General features: G+C 29.4%; 26 protein-coding genes. 16 read left to right on the forward strand and 10 right to left on the reverse strand.

Features of this window, described 5'->3' with window-relative positions; all coding sequences use genetic code 11:
• Positions 1-15 precede the first annotated feature (15 nt).
• Together V7R38_RS09705 and porX are read right to left on the reverse strand one after the other, a co-directional pair.
• Positions 16-693, reverse strand: coding sequence for a tetratricopeptide repeat protein (locus V7R38_RS09705; RefSeq protein WP_334057975.1), 678 nt, complete (start codon positions 691-693; stop codon positions 16-18).
• A 37-nt stretch (positions 694-730) separates the two neighbouring features.
• Entirely contained in the window at positions 731-2,278 is a 1,548-nt protein-coding gene (gene porX, locus V7R38_RS09710; protein WP_334057977.1) for a T9SS response regulator signal transducer PorX, read from the reverse strand.
• 131 nt (positions 2,279-2,409) lie between these two features.
• Here porX and V7R38_RS09715 point away from each other — a divergent pair, with 131 nt between their 5' ends.
• The 10 genes from V7R38_RS09715 to V7R38_RS09760 all read left to right on the forward strand — a co-directional run bounded on the left by V7R38_RS09715 (position 2,410) and on the right by V7R38_RS09760 (position 13,423).
• Complete coding sequence (locus V7R38_RS09715; protein ID WP_334057979.1) at positions 2,410-3,633, forward strand: HD domain-containing protein; 1,224 nt, start codon at positions 2,410-2,412, stop codon at positions 3,631-3,633.
• Positions 3,634-3,678: 45 nt separating this feature from the next.
• The gene (gene lpxD / locus V7R38_RS09720; RefSeq protein ID WP_334057981.1) at positions 3,679-4,713 is read left to right on the forward strand and encodes a UDP-3-O-(3-hydroxymyristoyl)glucosamine N-acyltransferase; all 1,035 of its coding nucleotides are present in this window, start codon (positions 3,679-3,681) and stop codon (positions 4,711-4,713) included.
• A complete protein-coding gene (locus V7R38_RS09725; protein ID WP_334057983.1) occupies positions 4,713-6,104 on the forward strand; it encodes a bifunctional UDP-3-O-[3-hydroxymyristoyl] N-acetylglucosamine deacetylase/3-hydroxyacyl-ACP dehydratase in 1,392 nt (463 codons plus the stop codon). The genes lpxD and V7R38_RS09725 overlap by 1 nt, the downstream gene beginning before the upstream one ends.
• Positions 6,105-6,107: 3 nt before the next feature.
• A complete protein-coding gene (lpxA, locus tag V7R38_RS09730; protein WP_015480223.1) occupies positions 6,108-6,893 on the forward strand; it encodes an acyl-ACP--UDP-N-acetylglucosamine O-acyltransferase in 786 nt (261 codons plus the stop codon).
• Between the two features lie 9 nt (positions 6,894-6,902).
• Positions 6,903-7,469, forward strand: a complete 567-nt coding sequence (gene efp, locus V7R38_RS09735) for an elongation factor P (protein ID WP_015480222.1) — start codon at positions 6,903-6,905, stop codon at positions 7,467-7,469.
• 18 nt (positions 7,470-7,487) lie between these two features.
• Positions 7,488-8,405 (forward strand): UDP-3-O-(3-hydroxymyristoyl)glucosamine N-acyltransferase, encoded by a 918-nt coding sequence (locus V7R38_RS09740; protein WP_334057986.1) that lies wholly within the window; start codon positions 7,488-7,490, stop codon positions 8,403-8,405.
• 68 nt (positions 8,406-8,473) lie between these two features.
• Entirely contained in the window at positions 8,474-9,346 is an 873-nt protein-coding gene (gene sucD / locus V7R38_RS09745; RefSeq protein WP_334057988.1) for a succinate--CoA ligase subunit alpha, read from the forward strand.
• A 90-nt stretch (positions 9,347-9,436) separates the two neighbouring features.
• The gene (gene fabG, locus V7R38_RS09750) at positions 9,437-10,183 is read left to right on the forward strand and encodes a 3-oxoacyl-[acyl-carrier-protein] reductase (protein ID WP_053974760.1); all 747 of its coding nucleotides are present in this window, start codon (positions 9,437-9,439) and stop codon (positions 10,181-10,183) included.
• A 317-nt stretch (positions 10,184-10,500) separates the two neighbouring features.
• Positions 10,501-12,528 (forward strand): VWA domain-containing protein, encoded by a 2,028-nt coding sequence (locus V7R38_RS09755; protein ID WP_334057990.1) that lies wholly within the window; start codon positions 10,501-10,503, stop codon positions 12,526-12,528.
• A 64-nt stretch (positions 12,529-12,592) separates the two neighbouring features.
• A complete protein-coding gene (locus V7R38_RS09760) occupies positions 12,593-13,423 on the forward strand; it encodes a prohibitin family protein (protein ID WP_015480217.1) in 831 nt (276 codons plus the stop codon).
• A gap of 71 nt (positions 13,424-13,494) precedes the next feature.
• On the opposite strand, the gene V7R38_RS09765 is transcribed toward V7R38_RS09760, so the two are convergent.
• A complete protein-coding gene (locus tag V7R38_RS09765) occupies positions 13,495-13,839 on the reverse strand; it encodes a helix-turn-helix domain-containing protein (protein ID WP_334057991.1) in 345 nt (114 codons plus the stop codon).
• Positions 13,840-14,156: 317 nt separating this feature from the next.
• Here V7R38_RS09765 and V7R38_RS09770 point away from each other — a divergent pair, with 317 nt between their 5' ends.
• The 5 genes from V7R38_RS09770 to V7R38_RS09790 all read left to right on the forward strand — a co-directional run bounded on the left by V7R38_RS09770 (position 14,157) and on the right by V7R38_RS09790 (position 19,092).
• Entirely contained in the window at positions 14,157-15,212 is a 1,056-nt protein-coding gene (locus tag V7R38_RS09770) for a M14 family zinc carboxypeptidase (protein ID WP_334057992.1), read from the forward strand.
• Between the two features lie 75 nt (positions 15,213-15,287).
• Positions 15,288-15,767, forward strand: coding sequence for an Lrp/AsnC family transcriptional regulator (locus V7R38_RS09775; RefSeq protein ID WP_015480214.1), 480 nt, complete (start codon positions 15,288-15,290; stop codon positions 15,765-15,767).
• Between the two features lie 107 nt (positions 15,768-15,874).
• Positions 15,875-17,866, forward strand: a complete 1,992-nt coding sequence (locus V7R38_RS09780; protein ID WP_334057994.1) for an alpha-ketoacid dehydrogenase subunit alpha/beta — start codon at positions 15,875-15,877, stop codon at positions 17,864-17,866.
• A gap of 30 nt (positions 17,867-17,896) precedes the next feature.
• On the forward strand, positions 17,897-18,904 hold the full coding sequence (locus tag V7R38_RS09785; protein WP_015480212.1) for an NADP-dependent oxidoreductase: 1,008 nt from the start codon (positions 17,897-17,899) through the stop codon (positions 18,902-18,904).
• 2 nt (positions 18,905-18,906) lie between these two features.
• A complete protein-coding gene (locus V7R38_RS09790; RefSeq protein ID WP_041383309.1) occupies positions 18,907-19,092 on the forward strand; it encodes a CPXCG motif-containing cysteine-rich protein in 186 nt (61 codons plus the stop codon).
• Positions 19,093-19,120: 28 nt separating this feature from the next.
• On the opposite strand, the gene V7R38_RS09795 is transcribed toward V7R38_RS09790, so the two are convergent.
• Positions 19,121-19,825: a pseudouridine synthase gene (locus tag V7R38_RS09795; protein WP_334057998.1), complete on the reverse strand. Its 705-nt coding sequence runs from the start codon at positions 19,823-19,825 to the stop codon at positions 19,121-19,123.
• A 90-nt stretch (positions 19,826-19,915) separates the two neighbouring features.
• Here V7R38_RS09795 and V7R38_RS09800 point away from each other — a divergent pair, with 90 nt between their 5' ends.
• Entirely contained in the window at positions 19,916-20,449 is a 534-nt protein-coding gene (locus V7R38_RS09800) for a DUF4251 domain-containing protein (RefSeq protein ID WP_334058000.1), read from the forward strand.
• A 1-nt stretch (position 20,450) separates the two neighbouring features.
• On the opposite strand, the gene V7R38_RS09805 is transcribed toward V7R38_RS09800, so the two are convergent.
• From V7R38_RS09805 to V7R38_RS09830, 6 genes are all read right to left on the reverse strand, one after another.
• Positions 20,451-20,834, reverse strand: a complete 384-nt coding sequence (locus V7R38_RS09805) for a DUF805 domain-containing protein (protein ID WP_334058002.1) — start codon at positions 20,832-20,834, stop codon at positions 20,451-20,453.
• A 61-nt stretch (positions 20,835-20,895) separates the two neighbouring features.
• Entirely contained in the window at positions 20,896-22,173 is a 1,278-nt protein-coding gene (locus V7R38_RS09810; protein ID WP_438825600.1) for a DUF58 domain-containing protein, read from the reverse strand.
• A gap of 59 nt (positions 22,174-22,232) precedes the next feature.
• Complete coding sequence (locus V7R38_RS09815) at positions 22,233-23,237, reverse strand: AAA family ATPase (RefSeq protein ID WP_334058006.1); 1,005 nt, start codon at positions 23,235-23,237, stop codon at positions 22,233-22,235.
• A gap of 4 nt (positions 23,238-23,241) precedes the next feature.
• Entirely contained in the window at positions 23,242-24,438 is a 1,197-nt protein-coding gene (locus tag V7R38_RS09820) for a hypothetical protein (RefSeq protein ID WP_334058008.1), read from the reverse strand.
• Positions 24,431-25,129 carry a hypothetical protein gene (locus V7R38_RS09825; protein ID WP_334058010.1) on the reverse strand — a complete coding sequence of 233 codons (699 nt, stop codon included), beginning with the start codon at positions 25,127-25,129 and terminating at the stop codon, positions 24,431-24,433. The genes V7R38_RS09820 and V7R38_RS09825 overlap by 8 nt, the downstream gene beginning before the upstream one ends.
• Entirely contained in the window at positions 25,126-26,094 is a 969-nt protein-coding gene (locus tag V7R38_RS09830) for a stage II sporulation protein M (protein WP_334058012.1), read from the reverse strand. The genes V7R38_RS09825 and V7R38_RS09830 overlap by 4 nt, the downstream gene beginning before the upstream one ends.
• Between the last annotated feature and the right edge of the window lie 2 nt (positions 26,095-26,096).

Here is a 26,096-nt window from a genome sequence, read left to right on the forward strand (position 1 = left end):
TTTTTAAAAAGAAGATTAACTACAATTTTTCTGTTTAAGTATAATAGCTTTTTTACTACCTAAAAGAATGGCAGAATCTAATTCTTTACAAGATTCTTTAGTCTTTTTTAATTTTAACAGAGTTAAACCTAACATATATTTAGTGTCAGCATCTACACCTTCATTATTAATACCAGAGAAATCTTTAAATGCTAGCAAATATTCTTTTAATGCAAAATAACTTAAACCTCTATTAAAAAAAATATCATTTTCTTCTACAAAATACATGTTAGTCTCTTTTAAAAAAGACCTTTTCATAAATCCAGAATAACTTAATTTCGGTGTATTTTTATGCAAACTTTCAGATTTGTTATAATATAAAATTGCAGAATTATAATCTAAAAGATTAGAGTAGTTGTTCGCTATTTCAAAAAGTGCCAACATGTTCAAAGAGTCCAGTTGTACTACTTTTTTAAAATCGGTAAGAGCGCTATTAAATTGATTTAACTCAGATTTGTTGTTACCTCTATATAAGTAAGCTGCAACAAAATCAGGATTTATTTTTATCAATTCATTTAACTTTAAAATTGCATGTTTATGTTGTTTCTGTTTGTATAAATATGTTGCTTTTTCTAATAATTGTAGTTCTTTATCTTGGGCATTTACTAAGTTTAAACATAGTAAGCCCAACACTAATAGTATTATCTTTTTCATTTTTTGGCATTTTTGAGTTAAAAAGTTGGTTGCAATTTTATTTAGGAGAATACACAGCACAAGGTATTATTACTTCTTCTAAAGAGATACCTCCATGTTGATATGTGTTCTTATAATACTTTACAAAATGATTAAAATTGTTAGGGTAAGCAAAGAAGAAATCTTCTTTAGCAAAAATAAAAGGACTATTCATTGCCACAGTTGGCAAGAAAATATCTTTAGGATTACGAACAGCATAGACGTCTTTTTCTTCATACGTTAAACTTCGACCTGTTTTATACCTAAGGTTAGAACTAATATTTTTATCTCCAATTACTTTTGTTGGATGTTTGCAATTTATTGTTCCATGGTCTGTAGTAATAATTAACTTCTGACCTAAATTTTGTGCCTTTTGTATAATTTCAAATAGAGGTGAATTCTTAAACCAACTTAATGTTAAGCTTCTATACGCTTTATCATCACCTGCTAATTCTTTAATTACTTCCATTTCTGTTTTAGAATGCGAAAGCATATCAACAAAATTATATACAACAGTTGTTAAATCGTTTTGTTTTGTACCATTGTAATTGTCTGCCAATTCTTTACCGCTTTTTAAAGTAGTAATCTTGTAATACTCGTGAGTTATATCTAAACTTAATCTTTTAATTTGAGCCGTTAAAAAATCATTTTCGTACAAATTCATTCCACCTTCATCTGTATCGTTTTTCCAAAAATTCGGAAACTTCTTTTCCATTTCAGAAGGCATCAATCCAGAAAAAATAGCATTTCTAGCATATTGAGTAGCAGTTGGTAAAATTGAAAAGTAAGAATACTCTTCGTCTTTTTTATAATAATTGTTTATTAGAGGCTCTAAAATTCTGTATTGATCATACCTTAAATTATCAATAACAACCCATAAAACACCCTGTTCTTTGCTTAATTCTGGAACAACATAATCTTTAAATAAGGTATGTGAAAATGTAGGCTTGTCATTAGAAGTTAAAAAGTCTTCATAGTTTCTTTTCATAAACTTAAAAAACTGATTATTAGCCTCTTGTTTTTGACTTTCTAAAATCCCTAGCATTCCAGTATCGCTAATATTTTCTAACTCTAATTCCCAATGAACAAGCTTTTTATAAAGTTCAATCCAATCTTCATATGAATTTACCATAGATAAATCCATGGCAATTTTTCTAAACTCTTGTTGATAGCTAGAGGTTGTTTTTTCTGACACCAATCTAGAATTGTCTAAATTCTTTTTTAAACTTAAAAGAATCTGACTTGGATTTACGGGTTTTATAAGATAATCTGCAATTTTTGAACCAATTGCTTCTTCCATAATATATTCCTCTTCACTTTTGGTAATCATTACCACTGGCAAATTGGCTTGTTTCTGTTTAATTTGAGATAAAGTATCTAAACCAGTTAAACCAGGCATATTTTCGTCAAGAAAAACAATGTCAAAATTTTGTTCTTCTACCAAGTCTATAGCATCTGCACCATTTGTGCAGGTTGTTACATTATAATTTTTACGTTCTAAAAATAGAATATGAGGCTTTAAAAGTTCTATTTCATCATCAACCCATAATATCTGTATGTTGCTCATTCTATTGTTTTATTTATAAATTGAACGTTAAAAGTACCAATTTGTTATATTTTTAAAAGGTTCTAAATGATAAATTATTGCCAAAAAAAATAATGTTCGTACTTTGCTAGAAATTGACAAAACAGCATCTTTTGAAGAAAAAAAAACCGAATAAACTTAAAATTTTAAACGATCCTATTTACGGATTTATTCAAATTCCAAACACCTTAATTTTTGATATTATAGAACATCCTTATTTTCAGCGATTAAGAAGAATTGCACAAATGGGGTTTTCTAGTTTGGTTTATCCTGGAGCCAATCATACTCGTTTTCATCATGCTATTGGTTGTATGCATTTGATGCAAAAAGCTGTTCGTGTTTTAAGGTTTAAGCAAATAGAAATTTCGAAAGAAGAAGAAAATGCTTTGTGTATTGCAATTCTTTTACATGATATTGGTCATGGTGCTTTTTCTCATGCCTTAGAAAATAGTATTGTAAACGGTATATCTCATGAAGAAATATCTCTTAAATTCATGAAAGATTTAAATAATGAATTTGAGGGTAAACTCAGTTTAGCAATTCAAATTTTTGAAGGTAAATATCCACGTAAATTTTTATGTCAATTAATTTCTAGCCAGTTAGATATAGATCGTTTAGATTATTTAAGAAGAGATAGCTTTTATACAGGAGTAACTGAAGGTAATATTTCATCAGACAGATTAATTACAATGATGAATGTTAAAAATGATGAGTTGGTTATTGAACAAAAAGGAATTTATTCTGTAGAGAAATTTTTAATTGCTAGAAGACTTATGTATTGGCAAGTTTACTTGCATAAAACAGGTTTGGTTGCCGAAAATATATTGGTTAATATATTAAAAAGAGCAAAGGAATTGGCCGAAAAAGGTGAGGAGCTGTATGCTAGTTCAGCATTTACTTATTTCTTAAAAAATCAAATTACATCTAATAATTTTTCTGAAAACACATTACAGCAATTTGCCAAATTAGATGATTTTGATATTCTTTCTGCCATTAAAGAATGGACGAATCATTCAGATAAAGTACTATCATTATTATCTCAAATGATTGTAAATAGAAAACTTCTAAAAATAGAAATTCAGAAGAATGAATTTACTGAAGAAAAAATAACTAAGATTAAAACTAAGTTTGCTAAAAAGCTAGATATTACAGTTGAAGAACTAAAATATTTTGTGTTTACAAGAGAAATTAGAAATCAAGCATATCAATCAGAAAAGCCAATTTATATTTTAAGTAAAAAAGGCAAATTAAAAGATATTGCCAAAGCATCAGACCAATTAAATTTACAAGCGCTTACAAAACCAGTAATAAAACATTTCATTTGCTACCCAAAGTAAAATGAAATTAGCCAAATACTTATAAATTTTATACTTTTGCCGTTAATGAAATTTACAGCACAACAAATAGCAGACATTTTAGAAGGCGAAATTGAGGGAAACCCAAATGAAGAAGTTTCTAAATTATCTAAAATAGAAGAAGGTGAAAATGGTTCATTAACCTTTTTGTCTAATCCAAAATATAATCCTTATTTATATACTACAAATGCTTCTATTGCTATAGTTGATAAGACGTTTGTACCTGAAAAAGAGATTAGTACAACTTTAATTAAAGTAGATAATGCTTATAAGTCTTTCTCTAAATTGTTAGAATTCTACAATGAAGTAAAGAATAATAAACAAGGTAGAGAAGCCCCTCATTTTATTTCAGATTCTGCTAAAATTGGCGAAAATGAATACATAGGCGCATTTTCTTACATTGGTGAGAATGTAAGTATTGGTAATAATGTAAAAATATATCCGAATACCTATATAGGAGATAATGCTACCATTGGCGATGATTGTGTTATATTTTCTGGAGTTAAAATTTATTCAGAAACACAAATTGGTAATCAGTGTAAAATTCACTCAGGCTGTATTATAGGTTCTGATGGATTTGGTTTTGCACCAAATGAACAAGGCCAGTTTAAAGCAGTTCCACAAATTGGTAATGTTATCATAGAAGACCATGTAGATATTGGCTCTGGATCTACAATAGATAGAGCAACATTAGGATCTACAATTATTAGACAAGGTGTAAAATTAGACAATCAAATTCAGATTGCTCACAATGTAGAAGTTGGTAAAAACACTGTAATTGCAGCGCAAACAGGGGTTGCAGGTTCTACCAAAATTGGAGAAAATTGTATGATTGGTGGCCAAGTTGGTATTGTTGGTCATTTAACAATAGGTAATGGAGTAAAGATTCAAGCGCAATCTGGAATCACTAAAAATTTAAAAAACAATGATGTTGTTCAAGGTACACCAGCTTTCGGATATACAGACTTTAATAAAAGTTATGTATACTTTAGAAATCTGCCAAAAATAGCAGCATCTGTTAGTAACATAGAAAAAGAATTAAATACTCAAAAGCAGAAGTAATGAGTAAAAAGCAAAAAACAATACAAAAAGAAGTTACGTTATCAGGTGTAGGTTTACACACTGGTAATACAGTTTCAATGACCCTAAAACCAGCCCCAGTTAATCACGGTTTTGCTTTTAGTAGAGTTGATTTAGAAGGTGCTCCAACAATAGAGGCCAAAGCAGAATATGTAGTTACTACTCAAAGAGGAACTAATTTAGAGAAAAACGGCGTTCAAATACAAACATCAGAACACGTTTTAGCTGCTGCTGTGGGTTTAGATATTGATAATTTATTGATAGAAGTAGATGCTTCAGAACCACCTATTATGGATGGTTCTTCTAAGTATTTTATAGAAGCTTTAGAAAAAGCGGGTATAGAGGAGCAAGATGCAGAAATTGAAGAGTACGTTGTAAAAGAAATTATTTCTTATAAAGACGAAGTTACAGGTAGCGAAATTATTTTAATGCCTGCAGACGAATATCAAGTTACAACAATGGTAGATTTTGGTACTAAAATTTTGGGTACACAAAATGCTACTTTAGATCATATTTCTGATTTTAAAGAAGAAATTGCTGCTGCAAGAACTTTTAGTTTCTTACATGAAATTGAAATGTTGTTAGAAAATGATTTAATTAAAGGTGGAGATTTAAATAATGCAATAGTTTATGTAGATAAAGAGTTATCTCAAAGCACCATGCAAAAATTAAAGAAAGCTTTTAAGAAAGATGATATTGCAGTAAAGCCAAATGGAATTTTAGATAACTTAAATTTACATTGGGCAAATGAAGCAGCTCGTCATAAATTATTAGATGTTATTGGAGATTTAGCTTTAGTGGGTACAAGGATTAAAGGTAAGGTTATTGCAAATAAACCTGGTCATTTAGTGAATACTCAATTTGCTAAAAAGTTGGCAAAAATTATAAAAGCAGAGAAAAGAAATAATGTTCCTGCTTACGATTTAAATCAACCACCACTTATGGATATTCATCAAATTATGGATATTCTTCCTCATAGACCACCTTTTTTATTAGTAGATCGTATTTTAGAACTTTCTGATAAACACGTTGTGGGTATGAAAAATGTAACAATGAACGAAAATTTCTTTGTTGGTCATTTTCCAGGAGCACCAGTAATGCCAGGTGTTTTACAAGTAGAAGCAATGGCTCAATGTGGAGGGATTTTAGTTTTAAGTACAGTTCCAGATCCAGAAAATTACTTAACGTATTTCATGAAAATGGACAATGTTAAGTTCAAACAAAAGGTTTTACCTGGAGATACTTTAATATTTAAAGCTGAACTAATTACACCTATTAGAAGAGGAATTTGCCATATGCAAGCCTATGCTTATGCTAATGGTAAATTAGTTGCAGAAGCAGAATTAATGGCACAAATAGCCAAGAAAAAATAAATTATGAATCAACCATTAGCTTACGTTCATCCCCAAGCAAAAATTGCCAGAAACGTGGTAATTGAACCTTTTACAACCATACATAACAATGTAGTTATTGGTTCAGGCACTTGGATAGGTTCTAACGTAACAATTATGGAAGGTGCAAGAATTGGTAAAAATTGTAGAATTTTTCCAGGATCTGTAATCTCTGCAATTCCACAAGATTTAAAGTTTGATGATGAAGAAAGTACTGTAGAAATTGGTGATAATGTAACCATAAGAGAATGTGTTACCATCAATAGAGGTACAAAAGATAGAATGATTACTAAAATTGGAGATAATTGTTTAATTATGGCTTATTGTCATATTGCACACGATTGTTTTGTGGGTGAAAATTGTATTTTTTCAAACAATACAACTTTGGCAGGTCATGTAACTATAGGAGCAAATGTAGTATTAGCAGGTATGGTTGCTGTGCATCAATTTGCATCTGTAGGAAATCATGCCTTTGTTACAGGTGGTTCTTTGGTAAGAAAAGATGTACCTCCTTATGTTAAAGCAGCAAGAGAACCATTATCATATGTTGGTATAAATTCTGTTGGTTTAAGAAGAAGAGGATTTACCACAGAAAAAATTAGAGAAATTCAGGATATATTCAGAATTCTTTTCCAAAAAAATTACAATTACACACAAGCAATAGATATAATTGAGGCAGAAATGGAAGCAACTCCAGAACGTGATGAAATTATACAATTTATAAAAGATTCTCATAGAGGAATCATGAAAGGATATTACAAAGCAAATTAAAATAGATAAATGGCAACAACATCAGATATTAGAAACGGATTATGTATTAGATATAACAATGATATCTATAAGATTATAGAATTTTTACACGTAAAACCAGGTAAAGGTCCTGCTTTCGTAAGAACTAAATTAAAAAGTGTTACCAATGGTAAAGTGGTAGATAATACTTTTCCTGCAGGTAGAAAAATTGATGATGTTAGAGTGGAAACTCACAAATTTCAGTATTTATATAATGATGGTGATACTTATCATTTTATGAATGAACAAGATTATTCTCAGATTCAGTTACAGAAAAATGCTTTAGATACACCAGAATTAATGAAAGAAGGTGAAGTGGTAACTATTATTATCAACTCAGAAGATGATATGCCTTTATCTGTAGAAATGCCATTAAGTGTAATTTTAGAAGTTACACATACTGAACCTGGTGTAAAAGGAAATACAGCTACTAATGCAACTAAACCAGCAACAGTAGAAACAGGAGCAACTGTAAACGTTCCTTTATTTATCAATGAAGGAGATAAAATTAAGGTTGAGACAACTAAGGGTACTTACCAAGAGCGAATTAAAGAGTAATAGTGCTTTTAGCTTTTTATGAAATTTAAAAATCCGCAAACTTTACAAGAAATTGCAACACTGCTAAATGTTGAATTTATTGGTTATGCAAATTTTGAAGTCTTAGGAATCAACGAAATTCATGTGGTTGAAAAAGGTGATATTGTTTTTGTAGATCATTCTAAATATTATGATAAAGCTTTAAATTCTGCTGCAACAACGATTCTTATCAATAAAAAAGTAGATTGTCCTGAAGGTAAAGCTCTTTTAATTTCAGATGATCCTTTTAGAGATTTTAATAAGATTACCAATCATTTTAATCCTTTTATTGCTTCTTCTGTAAGTATTTCAGAAACAGCTATTATTGGCGATAACACAACAATACAACCTAATGTATTTATTGGGAATAACGTAAAAATTGGGAGTAATTGTATCATACATCCAAACGTTACCATTTATGATAATGCAATCATTGGTAATAACTGCACCATCCATGCAAATACAGTTTTAGGAGCAGACGCTTTTTATTATAAAAATAGACCAAGTGGTTTTGATAAGCTTATTTCTGGAGGTAGAGTTATTTTGGAAGATCATGTAGATTTGGGTGCTTCATGTACAATAGACAAAGGAGTTACTGGTGATACTACTATTAAAGAAGGCACTAAGATTGATAATCAAGTTCATGTTGGTCATGATACAGTTATAGGTAAGAAATGTCTAATTGCATCACAAACAGGTATTGCAGGTTGTGTAGTTATAGAAGATGAAGTAACCATTTGGGGACAAGTAGGTACAAATAGCGGAATCACTATAGGAAAAGGGGCTGTAATTCTAGGGCAAACAGGTGTTACTAAATCAGTTCCAGGAGGTAAATCTTATTTCGGAACACCAATCGAAGAATCAAGAGAAAAGTTAAAACAATTAGCAGGATTAAAAAGACTGCTAAAAGAAAAATAAATCGCAAATAAGTTTTTTATAAAAGTAAACAATAACTATTTTTGTGTAACTAAATTAAAAAAAGAACCATGAGTGTTTTAGTAAATAAAAATTCAAAAATTATTGTACAAGGTTTTACAGGAAGTGAAGGTACTTTTCACGCTGGCCAAATGATTGATTATGGTACCAATGTTGTTGGTGGTGTAACTCCAGGTAAAGGAGGTCAAGAACATTTAGGAAAGCCCGTTTTTAATACAGTTGTAGAAGCTGTAGAAAAAGCAGGTGCTGATACTTCAATAATTTTTGTACCACCAGCATTTGCAGCTGATGCTATTATGGAATCTGCTGATGCAGGAATAAAAGTTATCATTTGTATTACTGAGGGTATACCTACAGCAGACATGGTTAAAGTTAAAGCTTATATTGCAGATAAAGATACTAGATTAGTTGGGCCTAACTGTCCAGGAGTTATTACTCCAGACGAAGCTAAAGTAGGTATTATGCCAGGTTTTATCTTTAAAAAAGGTAAAGTAGGTATTGTTTCTAAATCAGGAACTTTAACTTATGAAGCTGCAGACCAAGTTGTAAAACAAGGTTATGGAATAACAACTGCTATTGGTATTGGTGGTGATCCTATTATTGGAACAACTACAAAAGAAGCTGTAGAGATGTTAATGAACGATGAGGAAACTGAAGCAATTGTAATGATTGGTGAAATAGGTGGAAACCTAGAAGCTGAGGCTGCACAATGGATTAAAGCTGATGGTAATAGAAAACCTGTTGTTGGTTTTATTGCTGGGCAAACTGCACCTGCAGGTAGAACTATGGGACATGCAGGAGCTATTGTTGGTGGAGCAGATGATACTGCACAAGCTAAAATGAAAATATTAGAAGAAAATGGTGTTCACGTAGTAAGTTCTCCTGCAAAAATAGGAGAAATGGTAGCAAGCGTTTTAAAATAAGAAACTACATATTTAATTATATAGAAGAGAATATTCCCGTTAAAAACGGGAATTTCTTTTTTATATTTGAGTTAAACAAAATCAAACTTTATGAAATTATTAGAAAATAAATCAGCAATAATTACAGGAGCAACAAGAGGTATTGGTCGTGGAATAGCTATCGAATTTGCTAAGCAAGGAGCAAATGTAGCTTTTACTTACAGTTCATCTGTTGATGCAGCAAATGCTTTAGAAGAAGAATTAAAAGCTTTAGGTGTTTCTGCAAAAGGTTACCAATCTAATGCAGCAAACTTTGATGCTGCTCAAGAATTAGCTAAAGAAGTTTTAGCAGAATTTGGTTCAATAGATATTTTGGTAAATAACGCAGGTATTACAAAAGATAATTTATTGATGCGTATTTCTGAAGACGATTTTGATAAAGTAATTGAAGTAAACTTAAAGTCAGTTTTTAATTTAACAAAAGCAGTAATTAGACCAATGATGAAGCAAAGAGCTGGTTCTATTATTAATATGAGTTCTGTTGTTGGTTTAAAAGGGAATGCAGGTCAAACAAATTATGCAGCATCAAAAGCTGGTATAGTAGGTTTTTCTAAATCAGTGGCTTTAGAATTAGGTTCTAGAAATGTAAGAAGTAATGTTATTGCTCCAGGTTTCATAGAAACTGAAATGACAGATAAATTAGACGAAGCAACTGTTCAAAGTTGGAGAGATTCTATTCCTTTAAAAAGAGGAGGGAAGCCAGAAGATATTGCAAATGCTTGCGTATTCTTAGCTTCAGACATGAGTGCATACATAACAGGACAAACACTTTCTGTTGATGGGGGAATGTTAACATAGAATACCAATTTTCAAAAGAAAAATAATAACAAATTTCAGCTTATCTAATCTTTATTACTGATTATCTAAGCTTATAAGGTTTCTATCTAATTTTCAGAAAATTAACTTCAAACGCATTGTATCTTTACAGTGTAGAAAGAAAGTAAGCCCTAAAAAATTTCCCTAAATTTTATTGCTTTCTGAAAACGTTAACCCTAAACCCCTTTTGGGAATCCCTATAGAAACCATATCAATTTGATAAAAACTAACCTACAACTTTATTCGTTGTAGGTTTTTTTTTTGATGTGATATGTATATCTTTCCTTTAAATTTTAAAATTGACTGCAATTACTTATTTTCTAATTCTTTTGGCACTTTTAATAAGTGTTTTAATTGCTTACTATCAATATTTTTATAGGCAGAATAATAATAGTACACTTCCCAAGATTTTATTAGTTTTAAAATTTAGCAGTCTATTTTTACTGCTAATTCTTTTAATTAACCCTAAAATTGAAAGTACAAAAATTACAAATGAAAAGCCTGTTTTAACTTTATTGGTTGATAATTCTAGCTCTATAGATTACTTTGAAAAAAATCAAACCGTAAACGATTTAATTGCACAATTGGAAAGCAATAAAGCATTAGCCAATAAATTTTCAATAGAAAAATTTTCGTTTGGTAATGATTTACAAATATTCGATAGCTTAAGTTTTGATAATACAAATACTAACATTTCTAAGGCAATTCAAGATGTAAATGAATTACAGAAAGGAAAAAAATCTCCTATTGTAGTTTTAACTGATGGCAATCAAACTAAAGGTTTAGATTATAGTTTTATAACATCTGAACAATCTATTTATCCTATAGTTATTGGCGATACTACAAAGTATGAAGATGTTAGTATAGCTCAAGTAAATGTGAATAAATACAGTTATTTAAACAATAAATTTCCTGTAGAAATCATACTAAATTATGATGGAACCCTTTCTAATAGATTACCTGTATCTATTATTAAAAACGGAAAAAGAATTTATCAAAAACAAGTAAATTTTAGCAAAACTAAAAAGTCTGCTACCATTTCAGCAGAACTAGAATCACTTACTGAGGGTTTACAATATTATACAGTTTCTGTAGGAAAACTAGAGAACGAAAAAAATAGTAAGAATAATGTGAAATCATTTTTTATAGAAGTAATTAACGAACAAACTAAAATAGCTTTAATTAGCTCAATAGTTCATCCTGATATAGGGGCCTTAAAAAAAGCTATTGAAAGCAACAAACAACGTTCTTTAGAAAATTTTAGCATTGATAAATTTAAAGAAAACGTAAGTGACTATCAATTAGTGATACTCTATCAACCAACAATAAAATTTAATGCAATACTTAATCAACTTAAAAAATCGGAATCTAACTATTGGTTAATTTCTGGTGCAAATACGAATTGGAGTTTTATCAATCAGCAAAATATAGGTATTTCTAAAAATGCGATTAATCAAACTGAAAATTTAATTCCATTTTATAATGAAAGCTTTTTAACTTTCTTACAAGAAGATATCAACTTTAATAATTTGCCTCCTTTAACCGATAAATTTGGAGATGTTACCATTTCAGGTGAAAAACAAACTTTGATTTTTCAAAATTTAAATGGAGTAATAACCAAACAGCCATTATTAACTTTCTTAGAATCGAACTCTATTAAAAAAGGATTTTTGCTAGGAGAGGGTATTTGGAAATGGAGAGCTAACAGCTACTTAAATACAAATTCGTTTGAAGAATTTGATAGTTTTGTAGGAAACATTATTCAATATTTAGCTTCAACTAAAAAACGAAATAGGTTAGAGGTAAATGTTGAAAGTATTTATCCTGCAAATTCAAGTATTAAAATTGCTGCCTTTTATACCGATAAAAATTACAGATTTGATGATAGAGCAAATTTAGAAATAAAAGTTACAAATTCTGAAAGTAAAGAGGTTACATCCATTCCATTTTCTTTGGTAAAAAAGTCGTATCAAGCAGAAATAGAAAACTTGGCTTCTGGTGATTATTTCTTTGAAGTTATTGTTGAAAATCAAAACATTCGAAAAACTGGCAGATTTAAAGTATCAGAATTCGAAATTGAACAACAATTTACAAATGCAAATAAAGACAAACTGAATATCCTTGCTTTAAATACAGGTGGTCAATTATATTATCCTGATGAAATTGAGCAGCTTAGTAAAGAATTAATGAGTAATGAAAATTATTACACAATTCAAAAATCTAATAAAATCGAAGTCAATTTAATCAATTGGAAATGGCTTTTATTCGTTTCTATAGCTTTATTAAGTATAGAATGGTTTGTAAGAAAATATAATGGCAAAATATAGCCTTGAATGAATTGTCTTTAAAGGTTATAAATCGTAAATTTGATAAAAATAAATAAAATACAAAATGGCAAATAATCAAATGGAATTCAACTTCCCAAAAGGTGGAGTTTTTTTAGTACTTATTGTAATTGCAGTTATTATTCTTTTTTCTAAATCAACAGTAACTATTGGTCCAGGTGAAGGTGGAGTTATCTTTGAAACCTTAGGAGATGGTATTAATACAGAGAAAACGTATGGTGAAGGTTTTCATATTGTAGCACCTTGGAACAGAATGATTATTAGAAAAGTACGTCAGCAGTCTATTTCTGATGAAATGAATGTACTTTCTGTAAACGGTTTAGAAGTTAAAGTAAATGGTACAATTTGGTATGAGCCAGAATTTTCGAACTTAGGTTCTTTAATTAAAACGAAAGGTGAAGATTATGAGCGCGAATTATTAGATCCTGCAATTAATGCAGCAGCAAGAAGCGTTGTAGGGCGTTATACACCAGAGCAATTATATTCTAGTAAGAGAGATGTAATTGAGCAAGAAATCTTAGACGAAGTAAAATTAGTGTTAGAAGGACAGTTTTTAACTGTAAAGAGAGTATTAGTAGAAGACGTTAAATTACCAACAACAATTAGAACTGCAATTGAAACAAAATTAAAGCAAGAGCAAGAATCTTTGGAATATGAGTTTAGACTTGCAAAAGCTAAAAAAGAGGCTGAAAGACAAAAAATTGATGCTGAAGGTAAAGCTGTTGCAAATAAAATTTTAAGTGCTTCATTAACAGAAAAAATCTTACAGGAAAAAGGTATAGATGCTACATTAGAATTGTCTAAATCTCCAAACAGTAAGGTAATTGTTATTGGTTCTGGAAAAGACGGATTACCTATTATTTTAGGAAACCAATAAAATATAATTCATATATTATACAGAAAAACCAGCTTTATAGCTGGTTTTTTTATTGTTATATGGGCAATAAATTATTTTATAAATTCTTCAAAAGTACCATCAGTATAAAAAGTTACAATTCTTTGAATTTCCTTTTTTATGTTTGATGTATTTTTTATTGTAGTGCCTGAATTTGAGAATTCATCTTTAGATTTTGGATAACTTCCTGTGCCATTTAGCAACCATTCTAAATCCAAATCATCAAAAACAGTATTAATTTTTAATACAAAATCTAAACTTGGCTTATTTCTACCAGATAAAATATGCGAAATGCTAGATCTTTGTACACCAACTTTATCAGCAAAAGAAGAAGCTGAGAATTGATGATACTCCATAATCTGTTTTAATCTATTGATAAAAGCAACACTGTTTAACATTGTAAAATTTTAAGGGTAGCAAATATAAAATAATAATAACCTGATTCCTAAACCTAAACTATTTGAATGATAAGATAGTATTTAATCTTAATCAAAAAGTCTAACTAATAATTACTATTCATCAATATATCAAGGCTTTAAATAAATTAATTTTGAGTTATCAAATATTTAGTAATAATGAACCAATCTAAAAATAGTACTTTGTTTTAATCAATCATCTAGCTAGTTTAATTCTTTGAAAATCGTGGTATTTCATGAGATAGAATTGTCAACTAGCCACCAATAGTGTAAATTTGTTTGGTTAAAAATTATATTGAGTGAATATTATATCTCCAGAAATTTTACAAGAATTATATAAAAATCAAAAAGAAGAAAAACTTTTTGGTAAATGGATTACCCTAGAGCATATCTTACCTTTATTTAAAAAGCATAAAGATGCATTTTCAATTCATAAAATAGGAGTGTCAGAAGAAGGTAGAGCCATTTTTACATTTAAAATTGGTTCAGGTAAAAAGAAAGTTTTGCTTTGGTCGCAAATGCATGGAAATGAAAGTACAGGAACTAGAGCACTTTTTGATTTGTTTAATTGCTTTACTGCTTACAACTCAGATGAAATTAAAACAATTTTAGAGGAATGTACCTTATTATTTATCCCAATTTTAAATCCTGATGGTGCTCAAAATTATACCAGAGTTAACGCCAATAAAGTTGATTTAAATAGAGATGCTGTAGATAGAGTAGCAAAAGAAAGTATTTTACTAAGAAAGGTTTTAGAAGATTTCCATCCTTCTTTTTGCTTTAATTTACACGATCAAAGAACCATTTTTAATGTAGAAGGCACTCAAAACCCTGCAACCATTTCATTTTTAGCACCTTCAGAAGAAGAAACTAGAGCGCTTACAAAAGGTAGAATTGAAACAATGAATGTAATTGTGGCAATGAATGCCATGTTACAGCAGCTAATTCCGAATTTTGTGGGTAGATATACAGATGAATTTTATCCAACAGCAACAGGAGATAATTTTCAAAAATTAGGTTACAATACTATTTTAATTGAATCTGGTCATTACCCTGAAGATTATCAAAGAGAAAAAACGAAAGAATATACCTTTTACAGCATTTTGCAAGGCTTGCATCATATTGCAATTTCAGATACTTTTATAGATTATGAAGCTTATTTTACTATTCCAAATAATGATAAAAAGTTTTTAGATATAATACATAAATATAAAAATGGTTCGATAGAAGGCTATCAATACATAGATGAAATTGTAGATAATAGACTGGTTTCTAAGTTAGAGAAAGTACCAAATAATGACGTAATTGGTAAAACAGGACATTACGAAATCGTTTTCGAATCGAAAAATATTTAAATTTTTCTCATGTTTTATTCAATTAGATTAAATTAAATTTATAAATTTGCCACATAAATTGAATAAAACACAAAAATGAAAAAATTCATCTTAGACGAAATAGATCACCAAATATTAGATATTTTGATCGAGAATGCAAGAACACCATTTACAGACATTGCTAAACAACTTTTAGTATCAGCTGGAACAATACACGTTCGTGTTAAAAAAATGGAAGATGAAGGTATTATTCAAGGATCTACTTTAACGCTAAACTATGAGAAAATGGGATATTCTTTTATAGCTCATGTTGGTGTTTATTTAGAGAAAACTTCAATGACTCAAAGCGTTATAGAAAACTTAAGACGCATACCAAACGTAACAGTAGCATACGTTACAGCAGGTAAATACAATATTTTTTGTAAAGTAAGAGCGAAAGGTACAAACGATGCAAAAGATATTATTTATCAAATAGATGATGTTCCAGGTGTAAACAGAACAGAAACTATGATTGCCTTAGAAGAGAGTATTAATGACAAGAAAAGAATGATGCATGCAATTTTTGCAGAGCTATAATTCTAACTTTTTATATAAAACTAAATCCTTATCAAATTGATAAGGATTTTTTTATGCAATGAATTCATCTTTCATTATGTTTGTTATAATTAATAAATTGATAATTTATGACAGATAATATTGATTATAATTCAAATTATAATTTAGATCATTCCACATTATTAAATTTATATCAATCAATGTTGAAACCTCGATTAATAGAGGAGAAGATGTTGATTTTATTACGTCAAGGAAAAATATCTAAATGGTTTTCTGGTATTGGTCAAGAAGCCATTTCTGTTGGTGTAACTAAAGCATTAGATACAGACGAATATATTTTACCTATGCATCGAAATTTAGGTGTTTTTACAACCAGAGAAATTCCTTTATATCGATTATTTGCACAATGGCAAGGAAAGATGAGCGGATTCACTAAAGGTAGAGATAGAAGCTTTCATTTTGGTACTCAAGAATTCAATATTATTGGAATGATATCTCACTTAGGACCTCAATTAGGGGTTGCAGATGGTATTGCTTTGGCTAATAAACTACAAAATAAACAAAAATTTTGTGCTGTTTTTACAGGTGAAGGAGGCACTAGTGAAGGAGATTTTCATGAGGCTCTTAATATAGCTTCTGTATGGAGTTTACCTGTTTTATTTTGTGTAGAAAATAATGGTTATGGTTTATCAACACCTACATCAGAACAGTTTAACTGTGAAAATATAGCAGATAAAGGAATAGGATATGGAATGGAAAGCCATATTATAGAAGGTAATAATATTCTAGAGGTGTATACTAAAGTTAAAGAATTAGCGGAAAGTATGCGATTAACACCCAGACCTATTTTAATTGAATTCAAAACATTTAGAGTTAGAGGTCATGAAGAGGCAAGTGGCACTAAATATGTGCCTCAAGATTTATTAGATTTTTGGAAAGCCAAAGACCCAATTATCAATTTTGAAAATTACCTTAGAAGCAAATCTATTTTGAATGATGAAATAGATAATGAATTTAAGACAATCATCACTTCAGAAATAAATGAACATTTAGAAATCGCTTACGCTGAAGAAAAAATCATTCCTAATTTAGAAAAAGAGTTAAATGATGTTTACAAACCATTTCAATTTAAAGAGGTAAAACCATCAAAATTAACGAATAACATACGTTTTGTAGATGCCATTTCAGAAGGTCTAGAACAGGCAATGGAACAAGATGATCATCTTGTTATTATGGGTCAAGATGTTGCAGATTATGGTGGAGTTTTTAAAATTACGGATGGTTTCACAGATAAATTTGGTAAAGATCGAGTTAGAAATACACCTATTTGTGAGTCTGCTATTGTTTCTGCAGCCTATGGTTTGTCTTTAAATGGAATGAAAGCTGTTGTTGAAATGCAATTTGCTGACTTTGTATCTTCAGGATTTAATCCTATCGTAAACTTATTAGCAAAATCTCATTACAGATGGGCTCAAAATGCAGATGTAGTTATTAGAATGCCTTGTGGAGCAGGAGTAGGAGCTGGCCCATTTCATTCGCAGACGAATGAAGCCTGGTTTACCAAAACACCTGGTTTAAAGGTAGTTTACCCAGCATTTCCTGAAGATGCAAAAGGATTATTAGCTAGTGCAATTCAAGATCCAAATCCGGTTTTATTTTTTGAGCACAAAGCTTTATACAGATCAGTATATCAAGATGTTCCAAAGAATAACTATACTGTAGAAATTGGTAAAGCAAACCTGATAAAAGAAGGTGTAAATCTAACCATTATTGCTTATGGAGCTACTGTACATTGGGTTTTAGAAGTGTTAAATAAACATAAAGAAATATCTGCAGATGTAATTGACTTAAGAACTTTACAACCCTTAGATACAGAAACCATCTACAAATCAGTACGTAAAACCAATAAAGCTGTCATTGTACAAGAAGACTCTTTGTTTGGAGGAATTGCTAGTGATATTTCTGCGTTAATTACAGAAAATTGTTTTAATAGTTTAGATGCACCTGTTAAAAGAGTAGGTAGTTTAGATACTCCAATACCCTTTCAATCAGACTTAGAGCAACAATATTTGAGTAAATCAATCTTAACAAATGTTATTTTAGAAATAAATAATTATTAATTAAATTTAGGGTTCAAAACAGATCAATTCATGACGAATAAACAGATTATATTTAAAAAGAGACCTTCAGGTGTGCCAGATGCAGATACTTGGGAATTACAAACAAATGAAGTTCCTGAATTGGAAGAAGGAGAAATTTTAGTACAACATCATTATATTTCTTTAGATCCTGCAATGCGTGGCTGGATGAATGATACAAAATCATACATTCCTCCAGTTGAAATAGATGCAGTAATGAGAGCTGGGTCAGTTGGTAAAGTCATTAAAAATAATGGAAACCCAAAATTCGAAATTGGTGATACAGTTACAAGTTGGGGTGGTGTGCAACAATATGCCATAACAAATGGTGATGGTTGGTATAAAGTAGATACGAATTTAGCACCTATGCCTATGTATATTGGAACTTTAGGTATGCCAGGAATGACAGCTTATTTCGGAATTACAGAAGTGGGTAAAATAGTTGAAGGTGATATTGTCTTGGTTTCTGGAGCAGCTGGTGCAGTAGGTAGTATTGTTGGTCAAATTGCAAAGATTAAAGGCTGTACCGTAATTGGAATTGCTGGTGGTAAAGAAAAATGCGATTACATTGTAAATGAATTAGGTTTTGATGATGCTATTGATTACAAATCAGAAAACATCTATTCTGCATTAAAACAAAAGTGTCCTCAAGGTGTAGATGTCTTTTTTGATAATGTTGGTGGTAAAATTTTAGATGCAGCACTAAGCAAATTAAGAATGCATGCTAGAGTTGTAATTTGTGGTGCCATTTCTCAATACAATAACAAGTCTAAAGTAGATGGCCCAAGTAATTATTTATCATTATTAGTAACTCGTTCTACAATGCAAGGTATGGTTGTAATGGATTACACAAAGAAATTTGGAGAAGCTGCAAAACAGATGGGAATATGGATGAAAGAGGGTAAATTAAAATCGAAAGAAGATATTTATGAAGGCATTGAGAATTTTCATGAAACCTATAACAGATTGTTTTCTGGCGATAAAAAAGGAAAGTTAGTATTAAAAGTGATCGAAGACTAGAGGTGGAGCAAGAACATTTTTTTCAATGTCCTTATTGTTGGGAAGAAATTTCTATGATTTTAGACAGTAGTGTAAGACAACAAACTTATATAGAAGATTGTGAAGTATGCTGCAATCCCATAGAAATATCTCCTCAATTTGAAGAAAGTACTTTAGTTGCTTTTCAAGCACAATCTATAGAGCAATAAAAAAAATCCTGCATTTGCAGGATTTTTTTTAATCTAAAGGGTTTTTCCAATTGAAATTTTCAAAAAGCTGAATCCAATCAGTTGGAAAAGTCGATTTTAAAATTAAGGTTTCATGGGTATAAGGATGAATAAATTCCAATTTACCTGCATGTAAAAAAAGGTTTTTAAATCCGAAGTTTTGCTCAAACATCACATCATGATTTTTATCACCATATTTTGCATCACCTATTAATGGATGACTAATTTTATTACTATGCACTCTTAATTGATGCATTCTACCCGTTTTTGGAAAAAGCTCAACCAAACTATACCTACTGCTATCATATGGTTTTACAGGAATATCTAAAGTAATTTGCGCTAAGGTTTTTAACTCTGTTAACGCTTCTTTATGCACATTAGCATCTCTACCTTTTACAGGAGAATCTATACGTTTTGTAGATGGTGAAAAACCACGCACAACCCCATAATATATTTTCTGAATTTGATTCTTAGTAAACAAATCTTGAAACTTAGCCACATATTCTTTTTCTTTAGCCAATAAAATTGCTCCAGAAGTTTTTCTGTCTAATCTATGAATAGGATAAACTTTTAACCTAGTTTCTTCAGAAACTAGTTGAAGAAGTGATTTTTCATCGGCCATATTTCTGGAATGGTAGGCATGATGTACCAAAACATTATTAGGTTTGGTTACACATAACAAATAGGCATCTTCATAAATAATTTCTAAGCTCATATTAAAATCTTATCTTTAATCGTCAAATATAATCTCAATTCGCAGAATGTGGTATTAATTTTGAAGTATTTTAAGTGAAAAAATAACATTATGAGATATTTAATTTTAGGCATTTTTTCTATGGTGATAGTAGGTTGTGCCAGTTCTAAAAATAAAGTTAGTGCAACTCAAATTGCAAATTTAAAAAGTGCTGTAGAAAATGCTCAAATAGAAATAGTTTCTGATGCAGCAAACCCTGTTGCATTCACAAATACAAGAGGATTAGAAAATTTACTACCTCCAGGAAGTAACTTGGCTAGAATTAGTTTAATTAATAATCCCAATTTCTTTAAAATTAAAAACGATAGTATCGATTTGTACCTACCTTATTATGGAGAACAGCAAATAGGTGGTGCTTACACTTCTGAGAGTGGACTTGTGTTTAAAGGAGTACCTGCCAGAACTAAAATAGAATTTGACAGTAGTAAAAACAGGTACAACTTAACTTATATTCTTAATGCAAATAAAGAAAGCTTAACTGCTAACCTAACTTTATTTGCCAATAATACCAGTACTTTAAGAATTAATAGTAGCATTAGAACTACCATTATTTATTATGGTAAATGGGCTAAATTAGAAGAGTAAATTATTCTTTACCAATTTGATTTATCATAGAATCGTTACCTAAACCTTTTGGGTTATCTCCCCATTTATTTGCATGTGGTTCACCATCAATAACACTTAAATAGAAATTGTAAAAAGGAATTAACATAAACCATCCACTTTTACCAACATCGTGCATTCTTCTTGCTGTTACTGCTATAAACGGAATTATAACGATTAAACCGTAAATAGATTCTAAAATTCCTTGATCATCATAATCACCATAATTTGTTCCTAATAAATGATCTAATATTCGAAACAATAAGGTTATTATTGTATTGAATAAGTAGAACATCCAAAATTCTTTTCTTCTAGCTCTACCTTTAAAATCTGCATACTGTCTTAATACTTTTAAATACCAATTCATTTTTTTTATTAATTATTCGTTATAATTTTGGTTAATTTCAATATGGAAATATAATAATAAATTAAAATAATCCTCTCGATTTTAAACTTAAATATTTTTCAATAGTATCTCCTGTAAGATCTTTAGGCGTTGTCAATACAGATTGTATACCGTATTTTTTTAATTCGTTTACAATTTGCTTTTTCTCATACAGAAACTTTTCTGCAATAATAGCATCATAAACATCTTGAATATTTTTTGATTCTTTTTCAATTAATACATTCAATTCTGTATTTTTAAAAAACACAACCAAAACTAAGTGATTTTTAGCTAAAGCTCTTAAATAGGGAAGTTGCCTATTTAAACCATCTAAAGTTTCAAAATTTGAAAAGAGAACAAGTAAACTTCGCTGTCTAATTTTTCTTTTAACAATAGTATATAAACTGCTAAAATCAGATTCAGAAAAATTAGTTTTAATTCTATACAAAGCTTCAGAAATTAAACTCATTTGAGAATTTCGTTTTTCGGCAACTACAATATCTTCCAGCTTTTTAGAAAATGATAAAATACCAGCTTTATCTTGTTTCTTTAAAATTATATTACTGATCGCTAAAGTGGCATTAACTGCATAATCTAACAAACTTAAACCTTCAAATTCCATTTGCATTGCTCTACCTTTATCAATAATACAATATACAGCTTGAGATTTCTCTTCCATATATTGGTTAATCATAAGTTGATTGCTTTTGGCTGTAGCTTTCCAGTTTAAAGTACGAATATCATCACCAGAGACGTATTCTTTGATTTGTTCAAATTCTAAAGAATTACCTATTCTTCTTACTTTCTTAGTACCATAAGAAACTACAGAATTATTGAATGTTTGAAAATCAAACTCTCGTAATTTCAAAAAGGATGGATAACATTTTAACTCTTTCTTTTTAGCTAAAACGTATTTTTTAGTGGCCAATTTTAAACCTGAATTTGCATAAGCATTAAGATTACCAAATTCATAAAGTCCTCTTTCTTTTGGGTTTAAACTATACTTTACTGCTTTAATTTCTTTTTTTTGTAAACTAAGTTGAAAATTAAAATCTCTTTTTTGAAATTGATAAGGCAATTCTTCAATCAATTCTATATGTGCTTCAAAATTATACTTGTTATGAATTTCTAGGGTAATTTTATTTTCATCGCCATTAGATAATTTTTCAGGTAAAAAACGTTCTGCTGAAATTCCGTTTTTTGTTTTATATAACAAAGTTATATCGATTATAAGTAAAACAACCAATACTAATAATAGCACTTTTGCAATTTTAAAAAATATAGCAACGAAAAAACCAATCACAAAAAGTGAGGCTATTATGCTTAACGCATAGAAAAACCGTTTATTTATAAATAATGAGTTGTAAAAGTATTTCAAGACTATCTAGGAATTTCTACTGTTTCTATAATTTGTTTAATAATTTGTTTACTAGTTAAACCTTCCATTTCTCTTTCTGGAGTTACAATTACTCTATGTTGTAAAACAGGTACTGTTGCCTTTTTAATGTCTTCTGGCGTTACAAAATCTCTGCCCTCAATAGCTGCAAAAGCCTTAGAAGCATTTAAAATAGCAATACTAGCTCTTGGAGATGCTCCTAAATATAGAAACGAATTAGACCTTGTATTTACAACTACATTAGCTATATATTTCAATAGATTTTCTTCAATTTTAACTTGATTAACTAGAGCTATATATTCTACAATTTTAGAACCTTCAATTATAGTTTCTATTTGGCTGGTTTTAGTACTATTTTCTAAAGCTTGCTCTTTCATTAAAATTTCTAGTTCCTCTTCTGCATTAGGATATTCAACGATAACTTTAAATAAAAATCTATCTAATTGTGCTTCTGGTAATCTATATGTACCTTCTTGTTCTATAGGGTTTTGAGTAGCTAAAACCACAAATGGTTCATCCATTTTATAAGTTGTACCATCGATAGTTATTTGCTTTTCTTCCATTACTTCAAACAATGCTGCCTGAGTTTTTGCAGGTGCTCTATTGATTTCATCAATTAAAATCATATTCGAAAAAATGGGCCCCTTCTTAAACTCAAAATTTGAGGTTTTCGCATTAAATACAGAAGTTCCTAAAATATCTGATGGCATTAAATCTGGTGTAAACTGAATTCTACTAAACCCAACATTTATGGTTTTTGATAATAATTTTGCTGTAATAGTTTTGGCAACTCCTGGTACACCTTCAATTAACACATGACCATTAGCTAACAGTGAAACTAAAAGTAGATCTACCATTTCTTTTTGACCTACAATTACCTTTTGCAATTGTTTTTTAATTTTTAGAACACTTGCCTGTAACTCAGCTAAATCTATTCTATTTTCAAAAGATAATTCACCAGTATTTTGGTCTTCATTATGCATATCCATACTATTATTTTTTTAAGAATTTTGTAATCATTTTTTGCAAGACAAATAACTCTTCTTGAGTACATTCTGTCTTTTTATTTAAAGTTTTAATTGTATTGATTAAATACTTGGTATTTGCCAATTCATTACCAGACTTTGATGCTAAATTCTTTATGAACTCAGTATTAAGTCTACTGGTATTTAATAAATATTTTGTTCTAACTTTCTCTAGAAAAAAGCGAATTGTTTTGTCAACTAAATTTTTATGATTTTGTTCCTTTAAATACAAACTAGCAATTGTTTGTGTAAAAGCAACTGTAGTGTTTTCTAATTTTGGAATGATAGGTATTGGTCTTTGTTTTCTTTTGGTATTAAATAAAATAAACAATAGTATACCTGCTAATAACACAATTAAAAACCAAGTTAACGTGTTGTGTTTAAAGAAGAAATCAAATACGGAGGTGTTGTCTTTATTGTTATCGGAATTCTTACTGTATCTTAATTGTGGATCCCAAATAATGTTTCTTGATGGGAGATAAGAGAGTAGCTGATTGATATAAGAATTCTCATCTTTTAACAAATAATAATTTGTAAAAACTATAGGGTTTGTGTGCAAATAGAAATAGCCTTTACCATGTTTTATTCGAATAAAATTAGGTACTAATTCAGTGTCAATTTCAGCAAATCCTAAAATTGAGGTATTGTTTTTATTATAGGTAACAAAATAATTTCTTTTAATATTTCGCTCAAAATTGTAAGTTTCAGTTCTCAAAGAATCCAAATAAAACTGACCTTTTAGTTTCTTCAAATCTTCATAGAAATAAGAATCCTTACTTAAATTATTAGAGGTAAATTCTAATTTTTTACGAAATTTTTTACTAAAATACTCTAGAGCAATAAAAGCATTATTTCCTTTACTTACAAAAGATAGCAAAGAATCTACACCCTCATCTTCTAGTTTATTCATGCTGTAATTAATGCAAACATAATTTTGAGTAGAAATTGAATCAAAATTACCATCAGCCAAATAATCTCTAAAGTTTTTCTTTAAGTTGATGATGCTATCATTTGGAAATAAATTATTTATTTCTTGATGCATGATGTACGTACCAAAAGGACTTTTCTCTTTATAATTGAAGTTTTCTTCCCAGTTGGTTTCTGAACAACTGAATATTGTTAAACTCACTATAAATACAGCAAAATGATTGAAATATTTAGTCATCCTTTAATTTTTTAAAAAATGACTGATATTTACTTTCCACATTTTTAAAACCAATTGCGTCTATAGCAAATTTACCATACCAAATATGAGCATAGATGTAAGATAGATAAGAAAAATCGGAAATAATTTCATCTTTTTTGATTTCCAACAAATAGTCTGAATTAGTTTTTTCGATTTGATAATCGATATGATTTAAGTCACTTAGATATTTTAAGAGTTTTAGGTAATAATATCTTGTGGCTAGTCTATAATCGTTGTTATTTAAAGCAGCATTCAATAGAGAATCAATATCTAATTCATGAATATCATTATTATCAAACTCTAATTTTTGAACTGTATTCGTTGCATTATTTTGTTTTTTCCAAAATCGTATATCGATATTTAAAACAGTTTTTAAAATAATATAAACAATAAAAATCCCTAACAGAAAGGGAAATATAAATTTCATAAAAATGATAAATCCGTCTAAAAAGGCAGAATTTATATTTGATGATTTTTTCGGCTTTTCCTTTTTCTCTTTATAAATAAAATCATCATCATTGTATTTTTCTTTAAGGTTTTTTGGCAACTCTCTTTGGTAAGTATTTAACCCAACTACATGGTTAGAATTTAAATCTGTAGTGTCTGGTTGATTAAAGCCAAAACTATTAAAGCATAACAATAAAATGAGGGAAGCTATTAAATTTTTCATGCAGTTCCTTGATATTGTTTTGCTCTTTTAAATGGCAAAATGAGATAGTAATAACTGATTGTAATTAAGCAAAAGAAAATAATAGCGAAACAAAATATATCTGGCATTTGATTAGAGTACCTAGTAATATAACCCTCTAAAAATGCAGCAATAATGGTAAAAGGAATTGTACTGATAAAAATATAAAAGGCGTCTCTAATGCCAATTTTAAAAGATTCTAATCTTTTTAATGTGCCAGGAAAAAGAATACTAGCTCCAATAATATAGCCAGCTGCAGCTTCTATTATTATACCAAAAATCTCATAGGTTCCATGAATCCAAATTCCTTTTAAACTATCGTAAAGACTATTGTATTGATAGAAAAATGCTTGAAAAACTGCAACCATTATAGCATTTATCACAATATAATAAGCTGTACCAAAGCCTAAAAATAGACCTGAAAGAAACATATTTAGCCCAACTCTTTGATTATTATTATAAATACCAATAAAAGTAGCCCAGTTACTACCACTTTTGTAAATAGCCATAGCATCACCACTTTCAATATTTTCTAGAGTTTGATCTACATAATTATTACCGAGAATTTGCCTTGCAAAATCAGCATCATTAAATGTGCTTAATAAACCAATAAAAAAACAAACAAAAAATACTATAAATGAGAAGTATATAATTTTTCTGTATTGATAGCAGAGTAGAGGAACCTCGTCTAAAAAGAAATAAAGAATTGCATTTTTATTTCGTTTTTTAGAGTCATAAACTTTATCGAAACTAGATTTAGCTAATTTATTTAAATACTTGGTAACCTTGCTTTTAGGATAGTAAGTTTGCGCATAAACTAAATCGTTCATTATTTTTATGTGCAAATTGGCAATTAGGTCTGGACTTTTTTTCTCTTTATTTGAAATTAATTGTTCAAATTCTAGCCATTTTTCTTTATTTTGCTTTATAAAAGCGACCTCTCTCATAC

It is taken from the genome of Polaribacter sp. P097, assembly GCF_036864555.1.
GTDB lineage: Bacteria > Bacteroidota > Bacteroidia > Flavobacteriales > Flavobacteriaceae > Polaribacter.

Excerpts from the sequence above, each read along its gene's own strand:
- V7R38_RS09705 (WP_334057975.1), bottom strand. The coding sequence starts at position 693 with ATGAAAAAGATAATACTATTAGTGTTGGGCTTACTATGTTTAAACTTA.
- porX (WP_334057977.1), bottom strand. The coding sequence starts at position 2,278 with ATGAGCAACATACAGATATTATGGGTTGATGATGAAATAGAACTTTTA.
- lpxD (WP_334057981.1), top strand. The coding sequence starts at position 3,679 with ATGAAATTTACAGCACAACAAATAGCAGACATTTTAGAAGGCGAAATT.
- V7R38_RS09725 (WP_334057983.1), top strand. The coding sequence starts at position 4,713 with ATGAGTAAAAAGCAAAAAACAATACAAAAAGAAGTTACGTTATCAGGT.
- lpxA (WP_015480223.1), top strand. The coding sequence starts at position 6,108 with ATGAATCAACCATTAGCTTACGTTCATCCCCAAGCAAAAATTGCCAGA.
- efp (WP_015480222.1), top strand. The coding sequence starts at position 6,903 with ATGGCAACAACATCAGATATTAGAAACGGATTATGTATTAGATATAAC.
- V7R38_RS09740 (WP_334057986.1), top strand. The coding sequence starts at position 7,488 with ATGAAATTTAAAAATCCGCAAACTTTACAAGAAATTGCAACACTGCTA.
- sucD (WP_334057988.1), top strand. The coding sequence starts at position 8,474 with ATGAGTGTTTTAGTAAATAAAAATTCAAAAATTATTGTACAAGGTTTT.
- fabG (WP_053974760.1), top strand. The coding sequence starts at position 9,437 with ATGAAATTATTAGAAAATAAATCAGCAATAATTACAGGAGCAACAAGA.
- V7R38_RS09760 (WP_015480217.1), top strand. The coding sequence starts at position 12,593 with ATGGCAAATAATCAAATGGAATTCAACTTCCCAAAAGGTGGAGTTTTT.
- V7R38_RS09765 (WP_334057991.1), bottom strand. The coding sequence starts at position 13,839 with ATGTTAAACAGTGTTGCTTTTATCAATAGATTAAAACAGATTATGGAG.
- V7R38_RS09775 (WP_015480214.1), top strand. The coding sequence starts at position 15,288 with ATGAAAAAATTCATCTTAGACGAAATAGATCACCAAATATTAGATATT.
- V7R38_RS09780 (WP_334057994.1), top strand. The coding sequence starts at position 15,875 with ATGACAGATAATATTGATTATAATTCAAATTATAATTTAGATCATTCC.
- V7R38_RS09785 (WP_015480212.1), top strand. The coding sequence starts at position 17,897 with ATGACGAATAAACAGATTATATTTAAAAAGAGACCTTCAGGTGTGCCA.
- V7R38_RS09795 (WP_334057998.1), bottom strand. The coding sequence starts at position 19,825 with ATGAGCTTAGAAATTATTTATGAAGATGCCTATTTGTTATGTGTAACC.
- V7R38_RS09800 (WP_334058000.1), top strand. The coding sequence starts at position 19,916 with ATGAGATATTTAATTTTAGGCATTTTTTCTATGGTGATAGTAGGTTGT.
- V7R38_RS09805 (WP_334058002.1), bottom strand. The coding sequence starts at position 20,834 with ATGAATTGGTATTTAAAAGTATTAAGACAGTATGCAGATTTTAAAGGT.
- V7R38_RS09815 (WP_334058006.1), bottom strand. The coding sequence starts at position 23,237 with ATGGATATGCATAATGAAGACCAAAATACTGGTGAATTATCTTTTGAA.
- V7R38_RS09820 (WP_334058008.1), bottom strand. The coding sequence starts at position 24,438 with ATGACTAAATATTTCAATCATTTTGCTGTATTTATAGTGAGTTTAACA.
- V7R38_RS09825 (WP_334058010.1), bottom strand. The coding sequence starts at position 25,129 with ATGAAAAATTTAATAGCTTCCCTCATTTTATTGTTATGCTTTAATAGT.
- V7R38_RS09830 (WP_334058012.1), bottom strand. The coding sequence starts at position 26,094 with ATGAGAGAGGTCGCTTTTATAAAGCAAAATAAAGAAAAATGGCTAGAA.